The 20,523-nt window shown below is 64.9% G+C and carries 16 protein-coding genes and 4 pseudogenes; 10 read left to right on the top strand and 10 right to left on the bottom strand.

The window, feature by feature from the left end; translation table 11 throughout:
* The first annotated feature begins 17 nt into the window (after positions 1-17).
* The 5 genes from ACVWW1_RS44300 (at position 18) to ACVWW1_RS44280 (ending at position 5,575) form a co-directional block, all read left to right on the top strand.
* Positions 18-416 (top strand): 5-carboxymethyl-2-hydroxymuconate isomerase, encoded by a 399-nt coding sequence (locus ACVWW1_RS44300; RefSeq protein WP_456660234.1) that lies wholly within the window; start codon positions 18-20, stop codon positions 414-416.
* A complete protein-coding gene (hpaE, locus tag ACVWW1_RS44295) occupies positions 409-1,953 on the top strand; it encodes a 5-carboxymethyl-2-hydroxymuconate semialdehyde dehydrogenase (protein WP_456660233.1) in 1,545 nt (514 codons plus the stop codon). Before ACVWW1_RS44300 ends, hpaE begins: the two co-directional genes overlap by 8 nt.
* Positions 1,954-2,056: 103 nt before the next feature.
* Complete coding sequence (hpaD, locus tag ACVWW1_RS44290) at positions 2,057-3,040, top strand: 3,4-dihydroxyphenylacetate 2,3-dioxygenase (protein WP_456660232.1); 984 nt, start codon at positions 2,057-2,059, stop codon at positions 3,038-3,040.
* A gap of 10 nt (positions 3,041-3,050) precedes the next feature.
* On the top strand, positions 3,051-3,923 hold the full coding sequence (locus ACVWW1_RS44285) for a fumarylacetoacetate hydrolase family protein (RefSeq protein ID WP_456660231.1): 873 nt from the start codon (positions 3,051-3,053) through the stop codon (positions 3,921-3,923).
* 23 nt (positions 3,924-3,946) lie between these two features.
* Positions 3,947-5,575, top strand: coding sequence for a thiamine pyrophosphate-dependent enzyme (locus ACVWW1_RS44280; protein ID WP_456660230.1), 1,629 nt, complete (start codon positions 3,947-3,949; stop codon positions 5,573-5,575).
* A 96-nt stretch (positions 5,576-5,671) separates the two neighbouring features.
* Here ACVWW1_RS44280 and ACVWW1_RS44275 read toward each other — a convergent pair whose 3' ends face one another.
* From ACVWW1_RS44275 to ACVWW1_RS44265, 3 genes and pseudogenes are all read right to left on the bottom strand, one after another.
* Positions 5,672-6,886 (bottom strand): MFS transporter, encoded by a 1,215-nt coding sequence (locus ACVWW1_RS44275; RefSeq protein WP_456660229.1) that lies wholly within the window; start codon positions 6,884-6,886, stop codon positions 5,672-5,674.
* Positions 6,887-6,928: 42 nt separating this feature from the next.
* Positions 6,929-7,583: pseudogene (gene alkB, locus ACVWW1_RS44270) on the bottom strand (DNA oxidative demethylase AlkB).
* Positions 7,584-7,596: 13 nt separating this feature from the next.
* Positions 7,597-8,340 (bottom strand): 2OG-Fe(II) oxygenase, encoded by a 744-nt coding sequence (locus tag ACVWW1_RS44265; protein ID WP_456660228.1) that lies wholly within the window; start codon positions 8,338-8,340, stop codon positions 7,597-7,599.
* A 221-nt stretch (positions 8,341-8,561) separates the two neighbouring features.
* On the opposite strand from ACVWW1_RS44265, the pseudogene ACVWW1_RS44260 reads away from it, so the two are divergent.
* Positions 8,562-9,566, top strand: a pseudogene (locus ACVWW1_RS44260) (IS30 family transposase).
* An 80-nt stretch (positions 9,567-9,646) separates the two neighbouring features.
* On the opposite strand, the gene ACVWW1_RS44255 reads toward ACVWW1_RS44260, so the two are convergent.
* The 7 genes and pseudogenes from ACVWW1_RS44255 to ACVWW1_RS44225 form a co-directional block, all read right to left on the bottom strand.
* Positions 9,647-10,333, bottom strand: coding sequence for a DUF2848 domain-containing protein (locus ACVWW1_RS44255; protein WP_456660227.1), 687 nt, complete (start codon positions 10,331-10,333; stop codon positions 9,647-9,649).
* Positions 10,326-11,676, bottom strand: a pseudogene (locus tag ACVWW1_RS44250) (amidase). Before ACVWW1_RS44250 ends, ACVWW1_RS44255 begins: the two are co-directional and overlap by 8 nt.
* Positions 11,677-11,786: 110 nt before the next feature.
* Positions 11,787-12,446 (bottom strand): ABC transporter ATP-binding protein, encoded by a 660-nt coding sequence (locus ACVWW1_RS44245; RefSeq protein ID WP_456660226.1) that lies wholly within the window; start codon positions 12,444-12,446, stop codon positions 11,787-11,789.
* A 51-nt stretch (positions 12,447-12,497) separates the two neighbouring features.
* A complete protein-coding gene (locus ACVWW1_RS44240) occupies positions 12,498-13,229 on the bottom strand; it encodes an ABC transporter ATP-binding protein (RefSeq protein WP_456660225.1) in 732 nt (243 codons plus the stop codon).
* Positions 13,219-14,139, bottom strand: a complete 921-nt coding sequence (locus ACVWW1_RS44235; RefSeq protein WP_298369898.1) for a branched-chain amino acid ABC transporter permease — start codon at positions 14,137-14,139, stop codon at positions 13,219-13,221. The genes ACVWW1_RS44240 and ACVWW1_RS44235 overlap by 11 nt, the downstream gene beginning before the upstream one ends.
* The gene (locus tag ACVWW1_RS44230) at positions 14,132-15,055 is read right to left on the bottom strand and encodes a branched-chain amino acid ABC transporter permease (RefSeq protein WP_106319791.1); all 924 of its coding nucleotides are present in this window, start codon (positions 15,053-15,055) and stop codon (positions 14,132-14,134) included. Before ACVWW1_RS44230 ends, ACVWW1_RS44235 begins: the two co-directional genes overlap by 8 nt.
* A 45-nt stretch (positions 15,056-15,100) precedes the next feature.
* Positions 15,101-16,348, bottom strand: a complete 1,248-nt coding sequence (locus ACVWW1_RS44225; RefSeq protein WP_456660224.1) for an amino acid ABC transporter substrate-binding protein — start codon at positions 16,346-16,348, stop codon at positions 15,101-15,103.
* A 244-nt stretch (positions 16,349-16,592) separates the two neighbouring features.
* Here ACVWW1_RS44225 and ACVWW1_RS44220 point away from each other — a divergent pair, with 244 nt between their 5' ends.
* The 4 genes and pseudogenes from ACVWW1_RS44220 to ACVWW1_RS44205 all read left to right on the top strand — a co-directional run bounded on the left by ACVWW1_RS44220 (position 16,593) and on the right by ACVWW1_RS44205 (position 20,517).
* Positions 16,593-17,006, top strand: a complete 414-nt coding sequence (locus ACVWW1_RS44220) for a Zn-ribbon domain-containing OB-fold protein (RefSeq protein ID WP_021079894.1) — start codon at positions 16,593-16,595, stop codon at positions 17,004-17,006.
* 4 nt (positions 17,007-17,010) lie between these two features.
* Complete coding sequence (locus tag ACVWW1_RS44215) at positions 17,011-18,150, top strand: thiolase C-terminal domain-containing protein (protein ID WP_456660223.1); 1,140 nt, start codon at positions 17,011-17,013, stop codon at positions 18,148-18,150.
* 175 nt (positions 18,151-18,325) lie between these two features.
* Positions 18,326-19,242 (top strand): annotated as a pseudogene (locus ACVWW1_RS44210) (SDR family oxidoreductase).
* Between the two features lie 225 nt (positions 19,243-19,467).
* Complete coding sequence (locus ACVWW1_RS44205) at positions 19,468-20,517, top strand: SMP-30/gluconolactonase/LRE family protein (protein ID WP_456660813.1); 1,050 nt, start codon at positions 19,468-19,470, stop codon at positions 20,515-20,517.
* Positions 20,518-20,523: the final 6 nt, after the last annotated feature.

Raw genomic sequence — 20,523 nt, 5'->3', positions numbered from 1 at the left:
CTCAGCAGGAGAGCTGCATGCCGCATTTCACGATTGAATACTCCGCCAATCTCGACGGCCTCGTCGACATGGGCGCGACCGTCGAACTGGTCCGCAAGGCCGCGGTCGAGACCGGCATCTTCCCGCTCGGCGGCATCCGCGTGCGCGCCATCAGATGCGAGCACTGCGCGATCGCCGACGGCCGCAAGAATTACGGCTTCCTCGACATGGTGCTGCGGCTAGGCGAAGGCCGCGACCTCGCCGCGCGCAAGAAGGCCGGCGAGCACATCTTCGAGGCGCTGTCGGCCCATCTCGATCCGGTATTCGCCAACAGCAAGTTCGCTCTGTCGTTCGACATGCAGATCAACGACAAGGAAACGAGCTGGAAACGCAACAACATCCACGACGCACTGAAGGTGGAGACGGTCAATGGATAAAGCCACCCCGACATCCACAGCCGACGTGTTCCAGGCCAACCGCGATCGCGCCGGTCCGTTGCTTGCGAAATTAAAAGCCGAAGGCATCGGCCATGTGATCGACGGTAGGGTCGTGCCGGCGGTCTCGGGCCAGACTTTTGAAACGAAATCGCCGATCGACGGCACGGTGCTGGCGACGGTCGCACGCGGCAACGCTGAGGACATCGACCGTGCCGCAACCGCGGCGTCCAAGGCCTTCAAGGCCTGGCGCGACATGCCGGCGGCGCAGCGGCGCAAGCTGCTGCATCGCGTTGCGGACGCGATCGAGGAGCGCGCCGACGACATCGCCGTGCTCGAATGCATCGACACCGGCCAGGCACACCGCTTCATGGCCAAGGCCGCGATCCGAGCCGCCGAGAATTTCCGCTTCTTCGCCGACAAATGCGGCGAGGCCCGCGACGGCCTCAACACACCCTCGGACGAGCACTGGAACATCTCGACCCGCGTACCGATCGGCCCGGTCGGCGTGATCACGCCGTGGAACACGCCGTTCATGCTCTCGACCTGGAAGATCGCGCCCGCGCTCGCTGCTGGCTGCACCGTGGTACACAAGCCGGCGGAATGGTCGCCGGTGACCGCCGACCTCCTGGTCAGGCTGGCGAAGAAGGCCGGCCTGCCCGACGGCGTGCTCAACACCGTGCACGGCTTCGGCGAGGACGCCGGCAAGGCGCTAACCGAGCACCCCGCGATCAAGGCGATCGGCTTCGTCGGCGAGAGCACGACGGGTTCGGCAATCATGGCGCAGGGTGCGCCGACCCTGAAGCGCGTGCATTTCGAACTCGGCGGCAAGAACCCAGTGATCGTGTTCGACGATGCCGATCTCGACCGCGCGCTCGATGCCGTCGTGTTCATGATCTACTCGCTCAACGGCGAGCGCTGCACCTCGTCGAGCCGCCTCCTGGTCCAGGAGAGCATCGCCGACGGCTTCATCGCAAAGCTCGCCGCGCGCGTGAAGGCACTCAAGGTCGGTCACCCCCTCGATCCGGCGACCGAGATCGGGCCGCTGATCCACGAACGGCACTTCGCCAAGGTCTGCAGCTATTTCGACGTCGCCAGGCAAGACGGCGCGACGATTGCGGTCGGCGGCAAGCCGCATGAAGGTCCGGGCGGCGGGCACTATGTGCAGCCAACCCTCGTCACCGGCGCCAACGCGACCATGCGCGTGGCCCAGCAGGAGGTGTTCGGTCCGTTCCTGACCGTGATCCCGTTCCGCGACGAGGCCGACGCTATCGAGATCGCCAACGGCGTGCAGTACGGCCTCGCCGGCTATATCTGGACCGGCGACGTGGGCCGCGCGCTGCGCGTCGCGGACGCGCTGGAAGCCGGCATGATCTGGCTCAACTCGGAAAACGTCCGCCACCTGCCGACCCCGTTCGGCGGCATGAAAGCCTCCGGCATCGGCCGCGACGGCGGCGACTACTCGTTCGACTTCTACATGGAAACCAAGCATGTCTCGCTCGCGCGCGGGACGCACAAGATTCAGAAACTGGGAATTTGATTGCGCGTCGTTCCGGGGCGCGAAGCGAACCCGGAACCTCGAGATTCCGGGTTCGATGCTGCGCATCGCCCCGGAATGACGGATAAAATTGAGGGAACACGCCATGCCAGTGCCGACACACGTCTTCGATCCGCCGTTCAACATCATCCGCTGCAGCCATGCCGTGCTCGACGTCACGGATCTGGAGAAGAGCGCCACCTTCTACGAGAAGACCGTCGGCCTCCATATCGAGGACCGCGACGACAAATCGGTGTATCTGCGCGCCAGCGAGGAGCACCAGCATCACTCGGTCGTGCTGCGCAAGGCGGCGAAGGCTGCCTGCAACCGCCTGGGTTTCAAGGTCGGCAATGACGGCGACCTCGACAAGGCGGCCGCCTTCTTCTCCGAGAACGGCATCGCCTACGCCTTCGTCGACCAGCCGTTCCAGGGCCGCACGCTGCAATTCACCGATCCGTTCGGCTTCCAGATCGAGCTCTATGCCACGATGGAGAAGCGCCCGCATCTGTTGCGGCGCTACGATCTCTACAAGGGCTGCCATCCGCAGCGGCTCGACCATTTCAACGTGTTCGCCGCCGAGGTGCAGGACACGGTCGACTTCTACGCCCGGCTCGGCTTCCGCCTCACGGAATATGCCGAGGAGGACGGCGACAACGGCCGCATCGCCGCCGCCTGGATGCATCGCAAGGGCAATGTCCATGACTTCGCCATCACCAACGGCCGTGGCCCGCGCCTGCACCACATCGCCTATTGGGTGCCGACCGCGATGAACATCGTGCATCTCTGCGACGTGATGGCCTCCTCCGGCTTTCTCGCGAACATCGAGCGCGGGCCAGGCCGGCACGGTATTTCGAACGCCTTCTTCCTCTACATTCGCGACCCCGACGGCCACCGCATCGAGCTCTACACCAGCGACTATTTCACCGGCGATCACGACCATGAGCCGCTGCGCTGGTCGCTGCGCGATCCGCGCCGCCAGACGCTGTGGGGCGCACCGGCGCCGCGCTCCTGGTTCGAGGAAGGCTCGACCTTCGCCGGCCAGGCGGTGCGCGAGCCCCGCTTCGTCGCCGACGTGCTGGTCGCGGACTGAGGGGCTACCGATGTCAGCCCCTCGCCTCGCCACCTATTCCGTCAACGGCGCCACGCAATATGGCGCCGTCACCGACACCGGTATCGTCGACCTCTCGTCACGCTTCGCCAAGGACTATCCGACGCTGCGTGAGGCGATTGCCGCCGGCGCACTGACCAGGCTCGTGGAGGACGCCGCCAAGCGCGCGCCCGACCACGCGCTCGACGCAGTTGCCTGGCTGCCGCCGATCCCGGTGCCGGACAAGATCATCTGCATCGGCGTCAACTATCCCGACCGCAATGCCGAGTACAAGGACGGCTCGGATGCGCCGAAGTATCCCAGCATGTTCCTGCGGGTGCCGCGTTCCTTCGTCGGCCACAACACGCCCGTCGTGCGGCCGCACATCTCGCCGCAGCTCGACTATGAGGGCGAGCTGGTGCTGGTGATCGGCAAGGCCGGCCGGCATATCTCGGAGAGCGCCGCGCTCGATCACATCGCCGCGATCACGCTCTGCAATGAAGGCACCATCCGCGACTGGGTGCGCCACGCCAAATTCAACGTCACCCAGGGCAAGAACTTCGATTCCACCGGCAGTCTCGGCCCGTGGATCGTGCCTTACACCAGCGAGGCGCAGATCGCCGACATCCGGCTGATCACGCGAGTCAACGGCGAAGTCAGGCAGGACGACCGCACCTCGCGCTTGATCTTCGGCTTCCGCTACCTCATCAACTACATCTCGACCTTCACGACGCTGGTTCCCGGCGACATCATCGTCACGGGGACGCCGACCGGCGCAGGTGCGCGGTTCGATCCGCCGCGCTATCTGAAGCCCGGCGATGTCGTCGAAGTCGAGGCCGAAGGCGTCGGTATCTTGCGCAACGGCGTCGTCGACGAAGCCACCTAACCTCAGAGCAAGTGGACAGTGCCATGACCTCAACATCCGGCGGCGAAGCGATCGTCAACGGCCTCGTCGCACACGGCGTCGACACCGTGTTCGGCCTGCCCGGCGCGCAGATCTACGGCCTGTTCGATGCCTTCCACCAGGCGCAGCTCAAGGTGATCGGCGCCCGGCATGAGCAGGCCTGCGGCTACATGGCGTTCGGCTATTCCCGCTCCTCTGGCAAGCCCGGCGTGTTCAGCGTCGTGCCCGGTCCCGGCGTGCTCAACGCCTCGGCGGCGCTGCTGACCGCATTCGGCTGCAACGAGCCGGTGCTGTGCCTGACCGGCCAGGTGCCGACGCAATTTCTCGGCAAGGGCCGCGGTCATCTGCACGAGATGCCGGACCAGCTTGCGACGCTGCGCACCTTCGTGAAATGGGCCGACCGGATCGAATATCCTGACAACGCGCCTGCGATGGTGTCGCGCGCATTCCAGGAGATGCTGTCGGGCCGGCGCGGCCCGGCTTCGCTGGAGATGCCGTGGGACGTGTTCACCCAGCGCACCCAGGTTGCCCCCGTCAAGCCATTCGATCGATTGCCGGCGCCGCGGCCCGATCCGGACCGCATCAAGGCGGCCGCTGATCTGATCGCCGGCAGCAAGGCGCCGATGATTTTCGTCGGCAGCGGCGCCATCGAGGCCCGCGAGGAGATCCTCGAACTGGCCGAGATGATCGACGCGCCGGTGGTCGCATTCCGCAGCGGCCGGGGCATCGTCTCCAACGCGCACGAGCTCGGGCTCACAATGGCCGCGGCTTACAAGCTATGGCCAAAGACCGACCTGATGATCGGAATCGGGACCCGCATGGAGCTGCCGACGATGTCGCGCTGGCCCTATCAGCCGGCCGGCCTGAAATGCGTACGGATCGACATCGATCCGGTGGAACTGCGGCGCTGGCCGGCCGACGCCGCCGTGATCGCGGACGCCAAGGCCGGCACCGCTGACCTCATCGCGGCCGTGCGCAAGGCTGGCTACAGCAAGACCCCGGGCCGCCGCGCGGCGATCCGCGAGGCGACCGCGGCCGCCGAGCAGGAAATCCAGCGCATCCAGCCACAGATGGCCTACCTGAAGATCCTGCGCGAGGTGTTGCCGGCAAACGCCATCGTCACCGATGAGCTGTCGCAGGTCGGCTTCGCCTCCTGGTACGGCTTTCCGATCTACGAGCCGCGCACTTTCGTCACCTCGGGCTATCAGGGCACGCTCGGCTCGGGTTTCCCGACCGCGCTCGGCGCCAAGGTCGCCAACCCCAACAAGCCGGTGGTCGCGATCACCGGCGATGGCGGTTTCATGTTCGGCGTGCAGGAGCTCGCCACTGCCGTGCAGTTCAAGATCGGCGTGGTGACGCTGGTGTTCAACAACAACGCCTATGGCAATGTCCGCCGCGACCAGCGCGAGCGCTTCGACGGCCGTGTCGTTGCCTCCGACCTGGTCAACCCCGATTTCGTCAAGCTTGCGGAGTCCTTCGGTGTCGGCGCTGCGCGCGTCACCTCGCCGGGTCATTTCCGCCCCGTGCTGGAGAAGGCGCTGGCCGATGGCGGCCCCTATGTGATCTCGGTGGAAGTGCCGACGGATTCGGAAGTCAGTCCCTGGGCGTTCATCCACCCGGCGAGGAACAACTAGAGCGTTTTCGAGCGAAGTGGACACCGGTTCGCGTGAAGAAAACGAGTCAAAACAAGAATCTAGAGCTTTGGTTCTGATTCAATCAGAACCAAAGCTCTAGGCGCTCTTCAAGCCGCGTTGCAGCCGCGACGCGGCGATCACCAGCAGGCCGGCGCCGGCGACCGACCAGCAGGCGACCGGCGCCCAGTGCACCAGCGGCGCATAGTCCGGTATTTTCTGCAGGCCGCCGGCGACCGCCGCCATCCGCGCAAAGGTCGCGAGCGCCAGCGCCGAGAACACAAGGCCCGTGACCTTGCCTTCGGCGCCGGTCTCGCCGATCGCAAGCGCTGCGGACACCGCGCTCATCAGCATGCAGCCCCAGGCCGCTCCCGCCATGAACTGCGCCACGATCAGGACGTTGAGGCTGCCCGCAATCTCCGCGGCGACGATGGCGAATGCGCCGAGCAATCCCGCCGCACCCATCACGATCAGCCCGCCGCGATGCTTGACGACAATGCTCGCCGGAAACATCGCGATGTTGAAGCCGATCCAGAACACCGGCATCAGCCATTGCAGACTGTCCGGCCTGGCAAAGCGCAAATAGAACGGGGCGCTGTTGATGTTGAAGTGCAGCTGATAGCCGAGCGAGAGCAGCACCATCGACGCGATCAGGAACATCGGCACCGCCCCGAGCCGCTTGGCCGGTACCGCAAGCCGCTCGGGTTGCACCTCCTCGGCGACACGGCGCTCGATCCCTGAGAACGCGAGCGCGGTCAGCAGTAGCACGGCACCGGACAGCACGAATGGCAGCCGCGCATCATGATCGCGCAGCACGACGGCGAGATAGGGCGAGACCGCACCCGCGACGCCGTAGCCCAGCATCGCCAGCGCGGCGAGGAACGGGACGGAGGGTTGCGCGCGATACTTGCCGAGCAGCGTCAGTGGCGGCGCGCGCAACGCCGACGATGTGACCGACCAGATCACGATCAACACGACCAGCCAGAATTTCGCGCCCTGCCCGGTGCCGGCCACATAGGGCAGCGCGACGAAGGCGGCGCAGGAGATCGCGGCGAGAACGCCGACGAACAGGCCGAGACGGCCGACCAGGCTCGCAATCCTGTCGGCGGCCATGCCCATCGCGGTGTCGGTGACGGTGAAGATGCCCTGGTCCATCATCAGGATCAGGATGACGGTCGACGGCGCGATGCCGACATCGGCGCACAGCCTGGGCAGATAGATCAGGTAGGTGGTCCAGCCCAGCGTGAACACGAGCTGCAGCACGGCGAGATAGACGCCGGTGCGGTTGACCGCGCGATCGGCCTTGGTGGTCATGATCCGAGTTTAGACCACCTCACCCGGTTGCGGGAGGGGGCGTCAACGAACCTTGCGGAAGGTCAAATTGATGCGCTGGCCGGCCGAGCACGCTGTGCTCACCATCAGCGAGCGCCGCGACGCCGTGATAAAATAGCCGTGACGGCCCGCCCCACACCGCAACGTCGCCATGTTCGAGCCGGTAGCGGCGCGGCGTGTCGCTGCGCTTGAGGCCACCGAACAGGAAGATCGCCGGCAGCCCGAGCGAAATCGAAACGATCGGTGCGCCGTAGTCGAGCTCGTCCTTGTCCTGATGCAGCGACAATTTTGCGCCGGGGACATAGCGATTGATCAGGCAGGCCTCTGGCGCGAAGCCGTTGAAGCCGGCCTCGGCGGCGGCGTCGGCGGCGAGCCCGCGCAACACCTCCGGCATCGCCGGCCAGGGTTGTCCCGAGTCCGGATCGATCGGATCATAGCGATAGCCGCTCGCGTCGGAGACCCAGCCGACGCTGCCGCAATTGGTCATCGCGACCGACATCCGGTGGCCACCCGGCGTGATCAGATGCCGGAACGGCGCCTGCCTGACGATGATGCGCAAGGCCGGGATCAGCTCGGCCTCGAACGGCCGGACAAAGCCGCGCAACAGCACCGCGCCGTCCGCGATCGTCTCGCGCAGCGGCCGGGCATCGCCAATGGTCTCGAACAAATCAGCAGCCACGCCTCTCTCGCACTCACTTTGCGTCGTGGAAGATCACGCCAACGGTGTGGCGATGGCCGGACCTGATCCGGCTAACGCCATGGCGCAGATTGACACGATAAGGCCCGCGCGTCCCCTGCACCGGACGATGATGCACGGCAAACGCCACCGCATCGCCCTTGGTCAGCGGCACCACCTCGGGCCGCGACTGCATCCGCGGCCGCTGCTCTGTCAGCACGAACTCGCCGCCGGTGAAATCGCGCCCCGGCTGCGACAGCAGGATCGCGACCTGGATCGGAAACACGTGCTCGCCATAGAGATCCTGGTGGAGGCAATTGTAATCGCCCTCGCCATATTGCAGCAGCAGCGGCGTCGGCCGGGTCTGCCCGGCATCATGGCAGCGCTTCAGGAACGCCGCGTGCGACGCGGGGTAGCTGATCTCGATCCCCATCGTCTCGTTCCAGCGATTGGCGGTCGCGGTCAGCCGCGCATACAGCGCCGGCCGCAGCTCCGCGATCAGGTCCGGCAGCGGATAGGAGAAGTACTTGTACTCTCCGCGGCCGAAGCCGTGGCGGCCCATCACGACCCGGCTGCGGAACCGGCTGTCGTCGGGATAGAGCGCGGCGACGTCATCGCATTCCTCCGGCGTCAGGAGGCCGCCAAGGACGGCGCAGCCCTGTCCGTCGAGGTCGGTGGTGATCAGGTCCCAGTGGAGCATGTCAACGCGGGCGGGAATGCTGGTGGTCGGGCGAGTGATGGTTTTGGCTGTTGCTGTCATGCGGGGGAATCTGGCCCTTGAGCGCGGCTGGCGCCACCCGATTTCCGATCCAAATATGCCGAGAACGCCGCCACAATCACAGCGTCGTCCCTGCGAAAGCAGGGACCCACAGGTGCTAGTTGTGAGAAGGCCGTCTGGCCGCGTACCCTTTGCGAAAGCCGCGGCGTATGGGTCCCTTGGGTTCACGACACAAGTGCAACACCTGCTAGGGTGTTGTGGCGATGGGACAATGTTATGGCCAGCTCAGCCTTGAAGAGCGCGTTGAGATTTACCGCCTGCATGCAGGCGGTAAATCTCAAAACGATATTGCGTCTGCGCTTGACCGCGCGACGTCGACGATAAGTCGGGAGCTGAAGCGCAACTCGCGGCCTACCAAGGTCTGGAAGGGCGGTTACGAACCGGTCCGGGCTCAACAATTGGCCGAACGTCGGCGACGGCAGGATGGCCGCTTCAAGCTGGCGCGCCAGCCGGCCCTGCGGGACTGCGTCGGCAAAAGCCTTGCGATGGGACATTCGCCGGAGCAGATCGCTGGTCGACTGGCGCGAGAACATGGTCGCGTCATGATCAGCCACGAGTCAATCTATCGTTTCATCTATCATCGTACGGCCCAGAAGGATTACTGGCACCCGCCTGCTGCCGCGCCATAAACTCAGACGAGGGCGCCGGCGACGCCCAGGCGGCAGCCCTGCCAGCTTCATTAAACAACGGCGCTCGATCGATGAACGACCCTCCGAGGTCGAAGGCCGCGGGACGCCGGGTCATTGGGAAGCCGACTTCATGCTGTTCGCGCGATATGGCCAAGGATTGCTGGTTCTCCACGAGCGACAAACCCGCTTCAGCATCGTGCTGCATCCACGCGATCGGAAAGCTGTCCTCACGCTCGGACCATCGCCCGTCAACTCGGCAAGCTTCCACAGGCGATCCGTAAAACCATCAGCTTCGACAACGGAACCGAGTTCGCCGAGCATCACAGGCTTCACAACGCCCTCGGCGTCCAAACCTTCTTCTGCGATCCCCATAGTCCCTGGCAAAAAGGCGGCGTGGAAAACTCCATCGGGCGCTTACGACGCTCTCTGCCACGCAAAACTGACCTCAGGTTCATCACGGCAGCCGCCCTCAGGCGGCTCGCTCAGCGCCTCAACGATACCCCACGCAAATGCCTCGACTTCAAGACCCCCGCCGAGGCATTCTCCAAACTCAAATCAATCGTTGCACTTCAAACGTGACTCCACCTCCCTGCTTTCGCAGGGACGACGTGTGGAGGAAGTGCCGACTAGCTTTCGACAGGATCATGCGCGGAAGGAAATCAGCCCCTGACCGGCAGCGTCACCACGTCGTAGCCATGGCTGATCTTCCGCTTCAGCACCGGGTCTTTCAGCTCGAACTCGAAGCGGGTGGCGGGGCGGATGCCGCCCTTGGCCGCGAAGGTGCCGCCGAACATCGCGCAGCCGTCGGGCAGCGCGCCCTGGTCGAAGCCGCGGGCGATCAGGTCCTTCACCGGCAGCATGTGATCGAGCGTGCCTTCCTGGTAGAGCACGCGCTGGCCGCCGATTGTGGCCCAGGACCGCAGGATGAGCTGGTCCCAATGATCGATGACGTCCTCGAGTTCCCACAGCTCGGAGGCGACAGGCTTGTCGCACATCTGCTTCGACACCGTGACGCTGTAGCTCTCGACCTTGCGGTCGGTATGATCGGAGCCGCAGCCGACGAAGGTGCGGCCCTGCCAGCCGATCAGCACGAACTCGACCTCGCCGCTGGAGTCCTCGCCGCAGACCTCGATCGTGTCGGCGAAGGTGAGCCGACGCGCCGAGCAGCGGTAATAGATCGGCGTCGTCGCGGGCCGTGCAATGCCGAGCGCTTCGAGCTCGGCGATATGCTTGTCGCGCGCCACCGGATCGCGGCCGGTCCAGCCGGCGATCACGGCCTGTTTGATTTCGAGCGTGAGCGGCGTCGCGACGCCCTTGTCATCGACATTGAAGGTGAGATCAAACACGGATGACGGTCTCCATTCCGGCCGCAAGCTCGAAGATGCGGCGATCCGAACCGCCCGCGGCGGCGAGCATCAGGCCGACCGGCGCCTCGCCCTCGCGATGCGCCGGCAGCGAGATGGCGCAGCCGTCGAGCACGTTGATCAGCGAGGGATTGCGCAGCGCGCGCAAATTCTCCGTCGCGAACGCCTTGTCGTCGGCGAGGCTGGCGATGGTCGGCGGCAGGTTCGCCGTGGTCGGCAGCACCATTGCGTCATAGGGCGCGATGCGCGCCTCGGTCCGGGCGATGAACGACCGCCGCGCGTTGATAATGTCGATATAGTCGGCGGCAAGAAAACCCTCGCCGCGCTGGATCCGCACCGCGACGCGGGGATCGTAGATGTCGCCCTTGCTGGCCAGCAGGAAGCGGTGCCAGGCATAGCTCTCGGCCGCGGAAAAGCCGCCCTTGGTGTTCATCACGCCGACATCGAGCAATTCCGGCACCTCGATACGCTCGATCAAGGCGCCCGCGCGCGACAGCGACGCCAGCGCGCGCTCGAAGGTCTTTGCGACGGCATCGTCGAGGTCATCGAGCACAACCGTGGTCGGCACCGCGAGCCGCATGCCCTTCACCGGCCGCGGGGTGACCGGCGTCACCGGCCTCGTCGGCCAGCACAGCATCGAGCACGGCGCAGCAGGCGACTGAATTCGCCAGCGGGCCATAGCTGTCGAGCGTGAACGACAGCGGCACGCCGCCATCGAGCGGAATCCGGCGCTGCGTCGGCTTGTAGCCGACGATGCCGTTGAAGGCGGCCGGAATCCGGCAAGAGCCGCCGGTGTCGGTGCCGAGCGCGCCGAACGCCATGCCGTCGGCGATCGAGACCGCTGCGCCCGAGGACGAGCCGCCGGGCACATGGCCGACGCTCCGGTTCCAGGCGCTCTTCGGCGTGCCGTAATGCGGATTGATGCCGATGCCGGAATAGGCGAACTCGGTCATGTTGGTGCGGCCGATCACGATGAAGCCGGCGCGCTTGAGCCGCGCCACCGCGGGCGCATCGGCATCCGCCGGCGCGGAATCATCCAGCGCCCGGGAGCCTGCGCGCGTCACCTGCCCCTTGATGTCGAACAGGTCCTTGATCGAGACCGGAATGCCGGCAAAGGGCGACGGCGCGGCGTTGGCCTTGCGCAGCCGGTCCATCGCGTCGGCGGCTTCCAGCGCGGCGTCGCGGTCGACATGGATGAAGGTGCGCTGGCCCTCGCCCGCCGGATCGGCGATCCTGGCGATGCATTGCTCGACGAGCTTGCGGGCGGAGGTCGCCCCGCTGGCGAGGTCGGCGGCAAGGGAGGCGAGTGTCGGATTTTTGGGCATGGCTTTCACTTTACGGCTTGCACTTCACGGCTTGCTGGCTGGCAATTCAAAAGGTGTTGCAGCTGATTGTCGCGCGAACCGGCGCCGATTTCCAGACCGATGCGCCGGCATCACTTCAGCCCGAAATAGGCCCGGTGCAGCTCTTCATTGCCGCTCATCTCGGCAACCGTGCCTGAAAAGCGGATCCGCCCGCCTTCCAGCACGAATACGCGGGTGGCAATCTCTAGGAAACCGATATTTTGCTCGGCGATCAAGAGCGCCAAGCCGCGGCCCTGCAGGCTCGACAAGGCGCGAAGCACCTCCTTGACGAACAGCGGCGACAGCCCGGCCGAAGGCTCGTCCATGACCAGCAGCTTCGGCTCGGCCGACAGCGCCTTGGCGATGCCCAGCATCTTGCGTTGACCGCCGGACAGGCTGGAGGCCGGGTCGCGGCGCTTGTCGCGCAGCACCGGAAATAGGCCGTACAGTTCGTCGACCCGCGCGCCCGGATTGGCATGGCCGAGCGCCTGCGCGCCGACACGGATGTTCTCCTCGATCGACAGATCGGGGAATACCGCGAGCTCCGACATGTAGGTCATGCCGCGCTTCATGCGATCCGAAGATCGCATCTTGGTGATGTCTTCGCCGCCGAGTTTGATGTGGCCGCTGCGGGCTTCGATCAGGCCGACCAGCGACTTCAGGAAGGTGGTCTTGCCCGCGCCATTGGCCCCGAGCAGCAGCACGGTCTCGCCGGGGCGGACGTCGAGATCGACGCCCCACAACACCTGCATGGTGCCGTAGCCGGCATCGACGCGCCCTTGGCGTCCAGAAGCGACACTGCGTCAGTGGGCATGCTCGCCTCCCAGGAACACCTCGATCACCTGCGGCTCGCGCACCGCGGTCGCGAGCGTGCCTTCGAAGATCTCCTTGCCCGCATTGAGCACAATGACGCGGTCGGTGATCTGCTCGATGAAGCCCATCAGATGCTCGACCACGATGATCGCGATGCCGGTTGCAGCCAAGGCCTTGATGCGGCCGGCAATCCAGTCGAGCTCCGCCGGGTTGAGACCGGCGGCGAGTTCGTCGAGCAGCAACAAGCGCGGCCGCGTCGCGAGCGCGCGGGTCAGATCGAGCATCTTCTGCTGCGCGCTGTTGAGATCGGCTGCCGGACGGTCGGCGACTTCCTTGAGCCGGTATTCGTCGAGCAGTTCGGCGATCGACGGCGGCGTGCCGGTCGCGCCGCCATAGGCCAGCGCCACCTGGATGTTCTCGCGCACCGTGAGCGACAGGAACGGCTTCGGCACCTGGAAGGTGCGATTGATGCCGCGGTGAACCAGCTTGTGCGAGGCGACGCCGCCGGAGGACGCGCCGTCGAACACGACCTCACCGCCGTCAGGCGCATAAAGGCCGGAGATCACGTTGATCGCCGTGGTCTTGCCGGAGCCGTTAGGACCAACGAGGCCGAGGATCTCGCCCGGCACGACATGAAAGCTCAGGCCATCGAGCGCGTGGAAGCCGCCGAAGCGCTTGACCAGCTTCGAGACCTTGAGGATGGAGTTTTGCTCAGGGGACATGCCACCCCCTGCGCGTTGCCAGCGACACCAGGCCTGCAGGCAGGAACAAAACCAGTCCCATGATCAGGAGGCCGTAGATCAGCTGGAAATATTGCGGCGTGGTGAAGCCGATCAGATTGTAGATGCCGTACAGGATCAGCACGCCGACGATCGGTCCGGTGATGGTGGCGACGCCACCGAACAGCGCGAACACGATCGCGAAGATGCTGAACTCGCCGGAGAACACGTTGTCCGGATAGAACACCGAGACGTACCAGGCGTAGATGCCGCCGGCGAGGCCGGCGACCAGCGCCGAGGCGAGCCAGGCAATCACCCGCATCTTGATGATGTTGACGCCGGCCATCGAGGCCGACACTGCATCCTCGCGCACAGCCTGCAGCGCAAGGCCGAATGGCGAGTTTTTGAGATAGATCACCGCGCCGACAGTCAGCGCCATTACGACGACAGCCGCATAATAGGCATGGGTCGGGTTGAACGTGCCGGTGAGCGACACGCCGTACGGGCCCTTGGTGATCCCCTCCAGCGCCGGGTTGGCGACGAAGTGCAGCACGGCGAGCGAGGCTGCGAGATTGGCGATCGCGAAATACGCACCCGACAGCCGCAGCAGCGGCGTCAGTAACAGGCCGAGCGCAACCGCGACGGCGCCGCCGACCAGCACCGCCAACGGCGCCGGCGTCTGCAGATGCATCACCATGATGGCAAAGCCATAGGCACCGGCTCCGAAGAAGCCGACATAGCCGAACGGCAGATAGCCGGTGAAGCCATAGATGATGTTCACGCCTTGCGCGAGGATCAGGAAGATCACGAAGTTGAACAGCAGCAGATGGTTTTGATAGACGCCGGGCAGCAGTGCGAACACCACCACTAGCGGCGCCAGGATGAACAGCAAGTGTTTCGAGGCGTTATGCAACGCGCACCCGCCTTCCGAGCAGACCGCTCGGACGCAACAACAGGATCACAATCAACAACACATAGGGCAAGAGGTCGGCCCAGGAACTGAGATAGGTTTGCACCAGCATGTAGCACAGGCCGTAGACGACGCCGCCGAGCGCGGTGCCCAACGGGTTGCCGAGCGAGCCGAGCACGACGATCGCAAACGATGTCACCGTCGCATCGGCGCCGAAGGCCGGGGTCACCGAGCCGAACATGAAGGGCGCGAACACGCCGGCGACTGCCGCGATTCCGAGCCCGATGCCGAACGCTGCCGCCGAGACACGATCGACGTCGATGCCGGTCGCCAAGGCCTCGTCGCGGCGTGACATCACCGCGCGGGTCAGGGTGCCGAGTCTTGTGTGGTAGAGATAGAGGTAGACCAGCGCGATCGCGACGAGGCTGGTGATGGCCGCGATCACCCAGGGCGCGGGAAAGCCCTGGCCGAAGATCTGGATCGGCCCTGCCCCCCCGGCCTTGCCGCCGAACCACTTGACCTTGATGGTCGTGAACACGGTGCCAAGCAGCCGGCTCTGGATCGAGCGCTCGCTGGTGCCGGCGAAGATCGTGGTGACGGCTTCAATCACCTGCGACAGGCCGAAGAACAGGATGATCGACAGCATTTCCGGATTGGCCGAGCCCTGCAGCCGCGGCACCAGCACCCAGTACAGCAGCACGCCGGCGAGCACGAACACGACAAAGGCGAGCGGCACCGCGAACAGCGGGTCGATGCCGGCAATGCCGACCACGCCGAGCGCGATGAAGGCGCCGAGCATCAGGATGTCGCCATGCGCAAGGTTGACGATGCGCATGACGCCGAACACGAGGTTGAGGCCGATGCCGACCAGGCTGAAATACAGCCCGAACAGCACGCCGGCAACGAGCGCATAGGTCATGCTATCGCTCGCCGCCGAAGGTTACGCCTGCCGCACTCACCTGCATCACGGCGCCGGATAGATCGGCTTGCCGGTGGCGGTCTCGTGCGGATAGATCGAGACGAACTTGATGTGATCGTGCTCGTCGACCGTGAGCTGGCCGAGCGGCGTCAACTCGCCGATCTGGCCGCCGGTCTCATCCAGCGCGAAGGTGCCGTCCAGGGTCTTGAGCTGGCCGCTGAGCGAGAACACCGCCCGGCGCAGCTCCATCTGCTCGAGGCTGGTCGCAACCGACAGCGTCTTCTCGATCACCAGCGCAGTGGTGTAGCCCGCCACCGCGTTGAAGCCGAACTCCATCTTGCCGTCATTGTACTTCTTCAGCCAGGCGGCGCGGAAATCCTTCATGGTCATCCCGAAATTGACGGGGTAGTCCAGCTCGGACGGCGGCACATAGGTCCAGACGTGCTCAAGGCCCTTGGCGCCGACGTTCTTCTCGAGCAGCTCGGTCTCGAGACCGGCATAGATCGCGAACAGCATCTTGAACTTGGTGCCGACGTCCTGGACGTTGCGCAGGAAGGCGATGTCGTTCGGCGCGTAGCCGAAATGGATCACCGCGTCGGGATTGGTGTTGCTGATGTTGTTGATGATGACGTTGTAATTGGTGGTCTCGGTCGGAACGCCCTGGTCGTAGACGATCTCGATCGGCGCGCCGGACTCCTTGACGAACTTCCGGAACGCGTTGGCCTGGGTGCCGGTGAACTCGTTGGTCGCGTAGAGGATGGCGATCTTCTTGATGCCGAGGCCCGGGCCATCATGGCTGATGAAGTCCGCCACCGGCTTCGGCCAGACCGTCGACACCGGGTCGGCCATCAGCGCGATGTAGGGATTGTCCTTGGAGAAGAAGCTCGCGCCGGTGCCGGTCTGGTCGAACAGGAACATCTTGTGGTCGCGCGCGATTGCGACCGCGGGCGCGGTCAGCACCGATCCGGAATCGGCGACCAAGAGGTCGACCTTATCCTGGGTGACGAGCTGATTATAAAGCGTCGACGCGGTCGCGGTGTTGCTCTGGTCGTCATAGGAGACGAGCTTGATCGGGATCTTCTTGTCGAACGCCTTCACGAAGACGCCGCCCTCGGCGTTCTTCTGCTCGACCCACAATTTGAGCGAGCTGTAGACCGGCATCGAGATCGAGGCGTAGCGCCCCGAGGACGCATAGAGCGTGCCGATCTTGATCTCCGACGGTGCGTCGGCGGCCATTGCCTGCGTGGCAAATGCGAGGCTGGCAGCGAGTGCCGCGCCGATGATCCTCAGCATGATATTATTCCTCCCGGGTATCTTGGACGTCTTGTGGACCGGTCTTCGACGCATCTTGGACCGCGGCCCTTCTACGCGCCGGACCGGAGCGACACAAGCATCGCGGCCTTAGCAATTGTGCGAGGGGCGGAATATGCGGCATGCGCGGGACACAGGCCGCTGCGCGGGGCATGGATGGACCGTTGACGGCCGTTGGTCCGATGGCGCATCAAGACTGTAACGATTTCGGGAGGAGACATCAGACATGGCCGAGCCCGCGCGCGCGAAACCAAAACCGACACCTGAGACCCAGCATTTCTGGGACGGCACCAAGGCCGGCGAGCTGCGCCTGCAGCGCTGTGACGCCTGCGCCAATGTCTACTTCCCGCCGCGGCCGTTCTGCCCCTCCTGTGCCTCGCGCAAGGTCTCCGTCTTCAAGGCCAGCGGCAAGGGCAAGCTCTACAGCTACGTCATCAATCATCGTCCCGCCGCACCCGGCTTCACGCCGCCTTATGCGATCGCCATCGTCGAACTCGACGAAGGTCCGCGCATGATGAGCAACATCATCGATTGTCCGCAGACGCCGGAAGCGCTCGAGCTCGACATGCCGCTCGAGGTCGCCTTCGAGGCACTCGACGACAAGATCACCCTTCCTTTGTTCCGCCCGGCAAAGGGGTAACGCAATGCGCAGGAACCAGGTTGCCGTCGTCGGTGCGGCCGAAACCACAGAACTCGGGGTCATCCCGAACATGTCGCAGATCCAGCTGCACGCGGACGCGGCGCTGAATGCGATCGCGGACGCCGGCCTGAAGCTGTCCGACATCGACGGCTTCGCCACCGCGGTCGAGACCCCGCAGCAGATGGCGCACTATCTCGGCATCACGCCGACCTGGGTCGACGGCACCTCGGTCGGCGGCTGCTCCTTCATGCTGCATGTCCGCCACGCCGCTGCGGCGATCGAGGCCGGCCTCTGCAAGACCGTGCTGATCACGCATGCCGAGAGCGGCAAGTCGATGATCGGCAAGCAGCCGCGCTTCACCGCACCCGACAGCCTGAACGGCCAGTTCGAATCGCCGTTCGGCGTCTACGGGCCGCCGAGCATGTTCCCGATTCCGGTGCTGCGTTTCATGAAGACGCACGGCATCACGCATGAGCAGTTGGCGATGGTCGCCGTCGTGCAGCGCGAATGGGCGGCGAAGAACCCGCGCGCGACCATGAAGGATCCGATCACAGTCGCGGACGTTTTGAACTCGCGGATGATCGCCTATCCGTTCCGGCTGCTGCAATGCTGCCTCGTCACCGACGGCGGCGGCGCGCTGATCCTGACCTCGGCCGATCGCGCCAAGGATTTCCCGCAAAAGCCGGTGTACATCCTCGGCACCGGCGAGAGCGTGGAAACGCCGATGGTCAGCCAGATGAAGACCTTCGACTCGTCGCGCGCCTTCAAGGTGGCGGGCCCGCTCGCCTTCAAGGAGGCCGGCATCGCCCACAAGGACGTCGATCATCTGATGATCTACGACGCCTTCGCGCATTTGCCGCTCTACGGCCTCGGCGACCTCGGCTTCATGCCGCATGAGGAAACCGGCAAGTTCATCGCCGACGGCAACACCCGCCCCGGCGGCAAGCTGCCGCTCAACACCAATGGCGGCGGGCTGAGCTACATGCACTCCGGCATGTACGGCATGTACGCATTGCAGGAGAGCGTGCGGCAGATGCGCGGCATCGCGCCGGCGCAGGTGCCGGACGCGAAGATCTCGGTCTGCCACGGCGTCGGCGGCATGTTCGCCGCATCAGGCACGATCATCTTTACGAACGAGAAATGAGCGAGTTGCTCGCCTCCTCCCTCTCCCCGTTCTTACGGGGAGGGGGTTGGGGTGAGAGGCTGCTTCCACACACTCGGACTCGCGGAGAGTCCCCCTCACCCGGATCGCTTCTGCGATGCGATCCGACCTCTCCCCCGCAAGCGGGGCGAGGTCAACAAAACACAGGAGAACCCACATGGCAAAATCACTGCAGGATAAAGTCATCATCGTCACCGGCGCGGGCCGCGGCATCGGCCGCGAGATCGCGCTGCTCTGCGCCGCGGAAGGCGCCAAGGTCGTGGTCAACGATCCCGGCGGCGCGGCCGACGGTGGCGGCTCGAGCGCTGCGCCCGCCGAGGAAGTGGTCGAGGAGATCAAGAAGCGCGGCGGCACCGCCGTCGCCAATTTCGAGTCGGTGGCGGAAGCGATCCCGGCCAGCAAGATCGTGAAGACCGCGACCGATCATTTCGGCCGGCTCGACGGCGTCGTCAACAATGCCGGCATCCTGCGCGACATGATCTTCCACAAGATGAGCGTGGAAGCCTTCGAGGCCGTCATCAAGGTGCATCTGATGGGCTCGTTCTACGTCAGCCACGCCGCTGCGCGCATCTACCGCGAGCAGGAGTCGGGCTCGTTCGTGCACTTCACCTCGACCTCCGGCCTGATCGGCAATTACGGCCAGGCCAACTACGCCGCCGCCAAGCTCGGCATCGTAGGCCTGTCGAAATCGATCGCGCTCGACATGGGCCGCTTCAACGTGCGCTCGAACTGCGTGTCGCCGTTCGCCTGGACCCGCATGATCGGCACCATCCCGACCGAGACCGACGCCGAGAAGGCGCGCTCGTCGAGAAGATCAAGCAGATGGGCCCGGAGAAGATCGCGCCGGTCTGCGCCTATCTGCTCTCCGACGCCGCCAAGGACGTCACCGGGCAGATCTTCGGCGTGCGCATGAACGAGATATTCCTGTTCGGCCAGCATCGTCCGGTGCGCTCGGTTCATCGCGGCGAAGGCTGGACGCCCGAGACCATCGCGGAGCACGGCATGCCGGCGCTGAAGGGATCGTTCGCCAAGCTCGACCGCTCGGCCGACGTCTTCACCTGGGATCCGATCTGACAGTTTTATGAAAAGTCGCCTCGGCGAACGCCGTGCGCAATCGCGCACGAGGCCGGGGTGACACACTCTTTGGTTGTTTCTTCATAGCGCGCCCGCATTGTGCCCGAATTGCGGGCGCATGATCGTTCTCCCGATAACAAAAAGCCTGGGAGGACTTTCGTGACAAATCCAAGCAACACAGCGAAACACGAGAGCGACGGCGCGAAGGCGTTCGACCGTCGAACCATGATTTTGCGCGGCGCAACTGCGCTTGCTGCAACTGCGATGGCTGCATCCGATGCTGCCGCGCGCGACTTCGGCCCCAATGCGGAGCCGCAGCGTTATCCCGATCCGGATATCGTCGTGATCGACGACAAGCGCTTCAAGGCCAAGGTCGGCAACACCGCGATCAAGCGGCTGTACACCGGCTGCCTCTGGGCGGAAGGCCCGGCGTGGAACGCGCAGGGCCAGTATCTGGTGTGGAGCGATATCCCGGCCAACCGGCAGTTGCGCTATCTCGACGATGACGGCCATATCTCCGAGCAGTTCCACAAGCCGTCGAACGAAGCCAACGGCTCGACCTTCGATTTCGAAGGCCGCCAGATCACCGCCGAACGCACGCGGCTGGTGCGCTACGAGCACGATGGAACCGTCACCTCGTTGGCGGAACAGGCCAACGGCAAGCAGCTCAACGGGCCGAACGACATGGTCGTGCATCCCAACGACAAGTCGATCTGGTTCACCGATCCCGGCTATGGCGCGATCTCGATCTACGAGGGCCAGCGCGCCAACACCGGCTCGAACCAGCCCTACCAGAAGGAGGCTGTCTACCGCATCGACGCCGCGACCGGACAGATCGCCAAGGTTGCCGACGAACCGTTCAAGCCGAACGGCATCGCCTTCAGCCACGACTACAAGAAGGTCTATGTCTGCGACACCGGCATCACGCACTATCCGAACGCCAAGAACATCGTCTGGCAGTACGACCTCAACGGCGACAAGCTCTCCAACCCGCGCACGCTGATCGACATGACGCTGGACGGCAAGTCAGGCTTCCCCGACGGCATGCGTGTCGACATCGACGGCAACATCTGGGTCGGCGCCGGCTGGGTCGGACCGGGCTATGACGGCGTGCAGGTGTTCGCGCCCGACGGTGCGCGCATCGGCCAGATCCTGCTGCCGGAGACCTGCGCCAACCTCACCTTCGGCGGCAAGAAGCGCAACCGCCTGTTCATGACCGCAAGCCAGTCGCTCTACGCGGTCTATGTCGAGACCAGAGGCGCGCATAATTGCTGAGGTAAA

This window comes from Bradyrhizobium sp. JR3.5, assembly GCF_054057015.1.
This window is presented reverse-complemented; position numbering and strand designations above follow the sequence as displayed.

What these genes read in the sequence shown, in the direction of transcription:
- hpaD (WP_456660232.1), top strand. Translation starts at nt 2,057, where the DNA reads ATGCCAGTGCCGACACACGTCTTCGATCCGCCGTTCAACATCATCCGC.
- ACVWW1_RS44300 (WP_456660234.1), top strand. Translation starts at nt 18, where the DNA reads ATGCCGCATTTCACGATTGAATACTCCGCCAATCTCGACGGCCTCGTC.
- ACVWW1_RS44205 (WP_456660813.1), top strand. Translation starts at nt 19,468, where the DNA reads ATGATTTTGCGCGGCGCAACTGCGCTTGCTGCAACTGCGATGGCTGCA.
- ACVWW1_RS44245 (WP_456660226.1), bottom strand. Translation starts at nt 12,446, where the DNA reads ATGCAGGTGTTGTGGGGCGTCGATCTCGACGTCCGCCCCGGCGAGACC.
- ACVWW1_RS44275 (WP_456660229.1), bottom strand. Translation starts at nt 6,886, where the DNA reads ATGACCACCAAGGCCGATCGCGCGGTCAACCGCACCGGCGTCTATCTC.
- ACVWW1_RS44285 (WP_456660231.1), top strand. Translation starts at nt 3,051, where the DNA reads ATGTCAGCCCCTCGCCTCGCCACCTATTCCGTCAACGGCGCCACGCAA.
- hpaE (WP_456660233.1), top strand. Translation starts at nt 409, where the DNA reads ATGGATAAAGCCACCCCGACATCCACAGCCGACGTGTTCCAGGCCAAC.
- ACVWW1_RS44220 (WP_021079894.1), top strand. Translation starts at nt 16,593, where the DNA reads ATGGCCGAGCCCGCGCGCGCGAAACCAAAACCGACACCTGAGACCCAG.
- ACVWW1_RS44225 (WP_456660224.1), bottom strand. Translation starts at nt 16,348, where the DNA reads ATGCTGAGGATCATCGGCGCGGCACTCGCTGCCAGCCTCGCATTTGCC.
- ACVWW1_RS44265 (WP_456660228.1), bottom strand. Translation starts at nt 8,340, where the DNA reads ATGACAGCAACAGCCAAAACCATCACTCGCCCGACCACCAGCATTCCC.
- ACVWW1_RS44215 (WP_456660223.1), top strand. Translation starts at nt 17,011, where the DNA reads ATGCGCAGGAACCAGGTTGCCGTCGTCGGTGCGGCCGAAACCACAGAA.
- ACVWW1_RS44280 (WP_456660230.1), top strand. Translation starts at nt 3,947, where the DNA reads ATGACCTCAACATCCGGCGGCGAAGCGATCGTCAACGGCCTCGTCGCA.
- ACVWW1_RS44240 (WP_456660225.1), bottom strand. Translation starts at nt 13,229, where the DNA reads ATGTCCCCTGAGCAAAACTCCATCCTCAAGGTCTCGAAGCTGGTCAAG.
- ACVWW1_RS44230 (WP_106319791.1), bottom strand. Translation starts at nt 15,055, where the DNA reads ATGACCTATGCGCTCGTTGCCGGCGTGCTGTTCGGGCTGTATTTCAGC.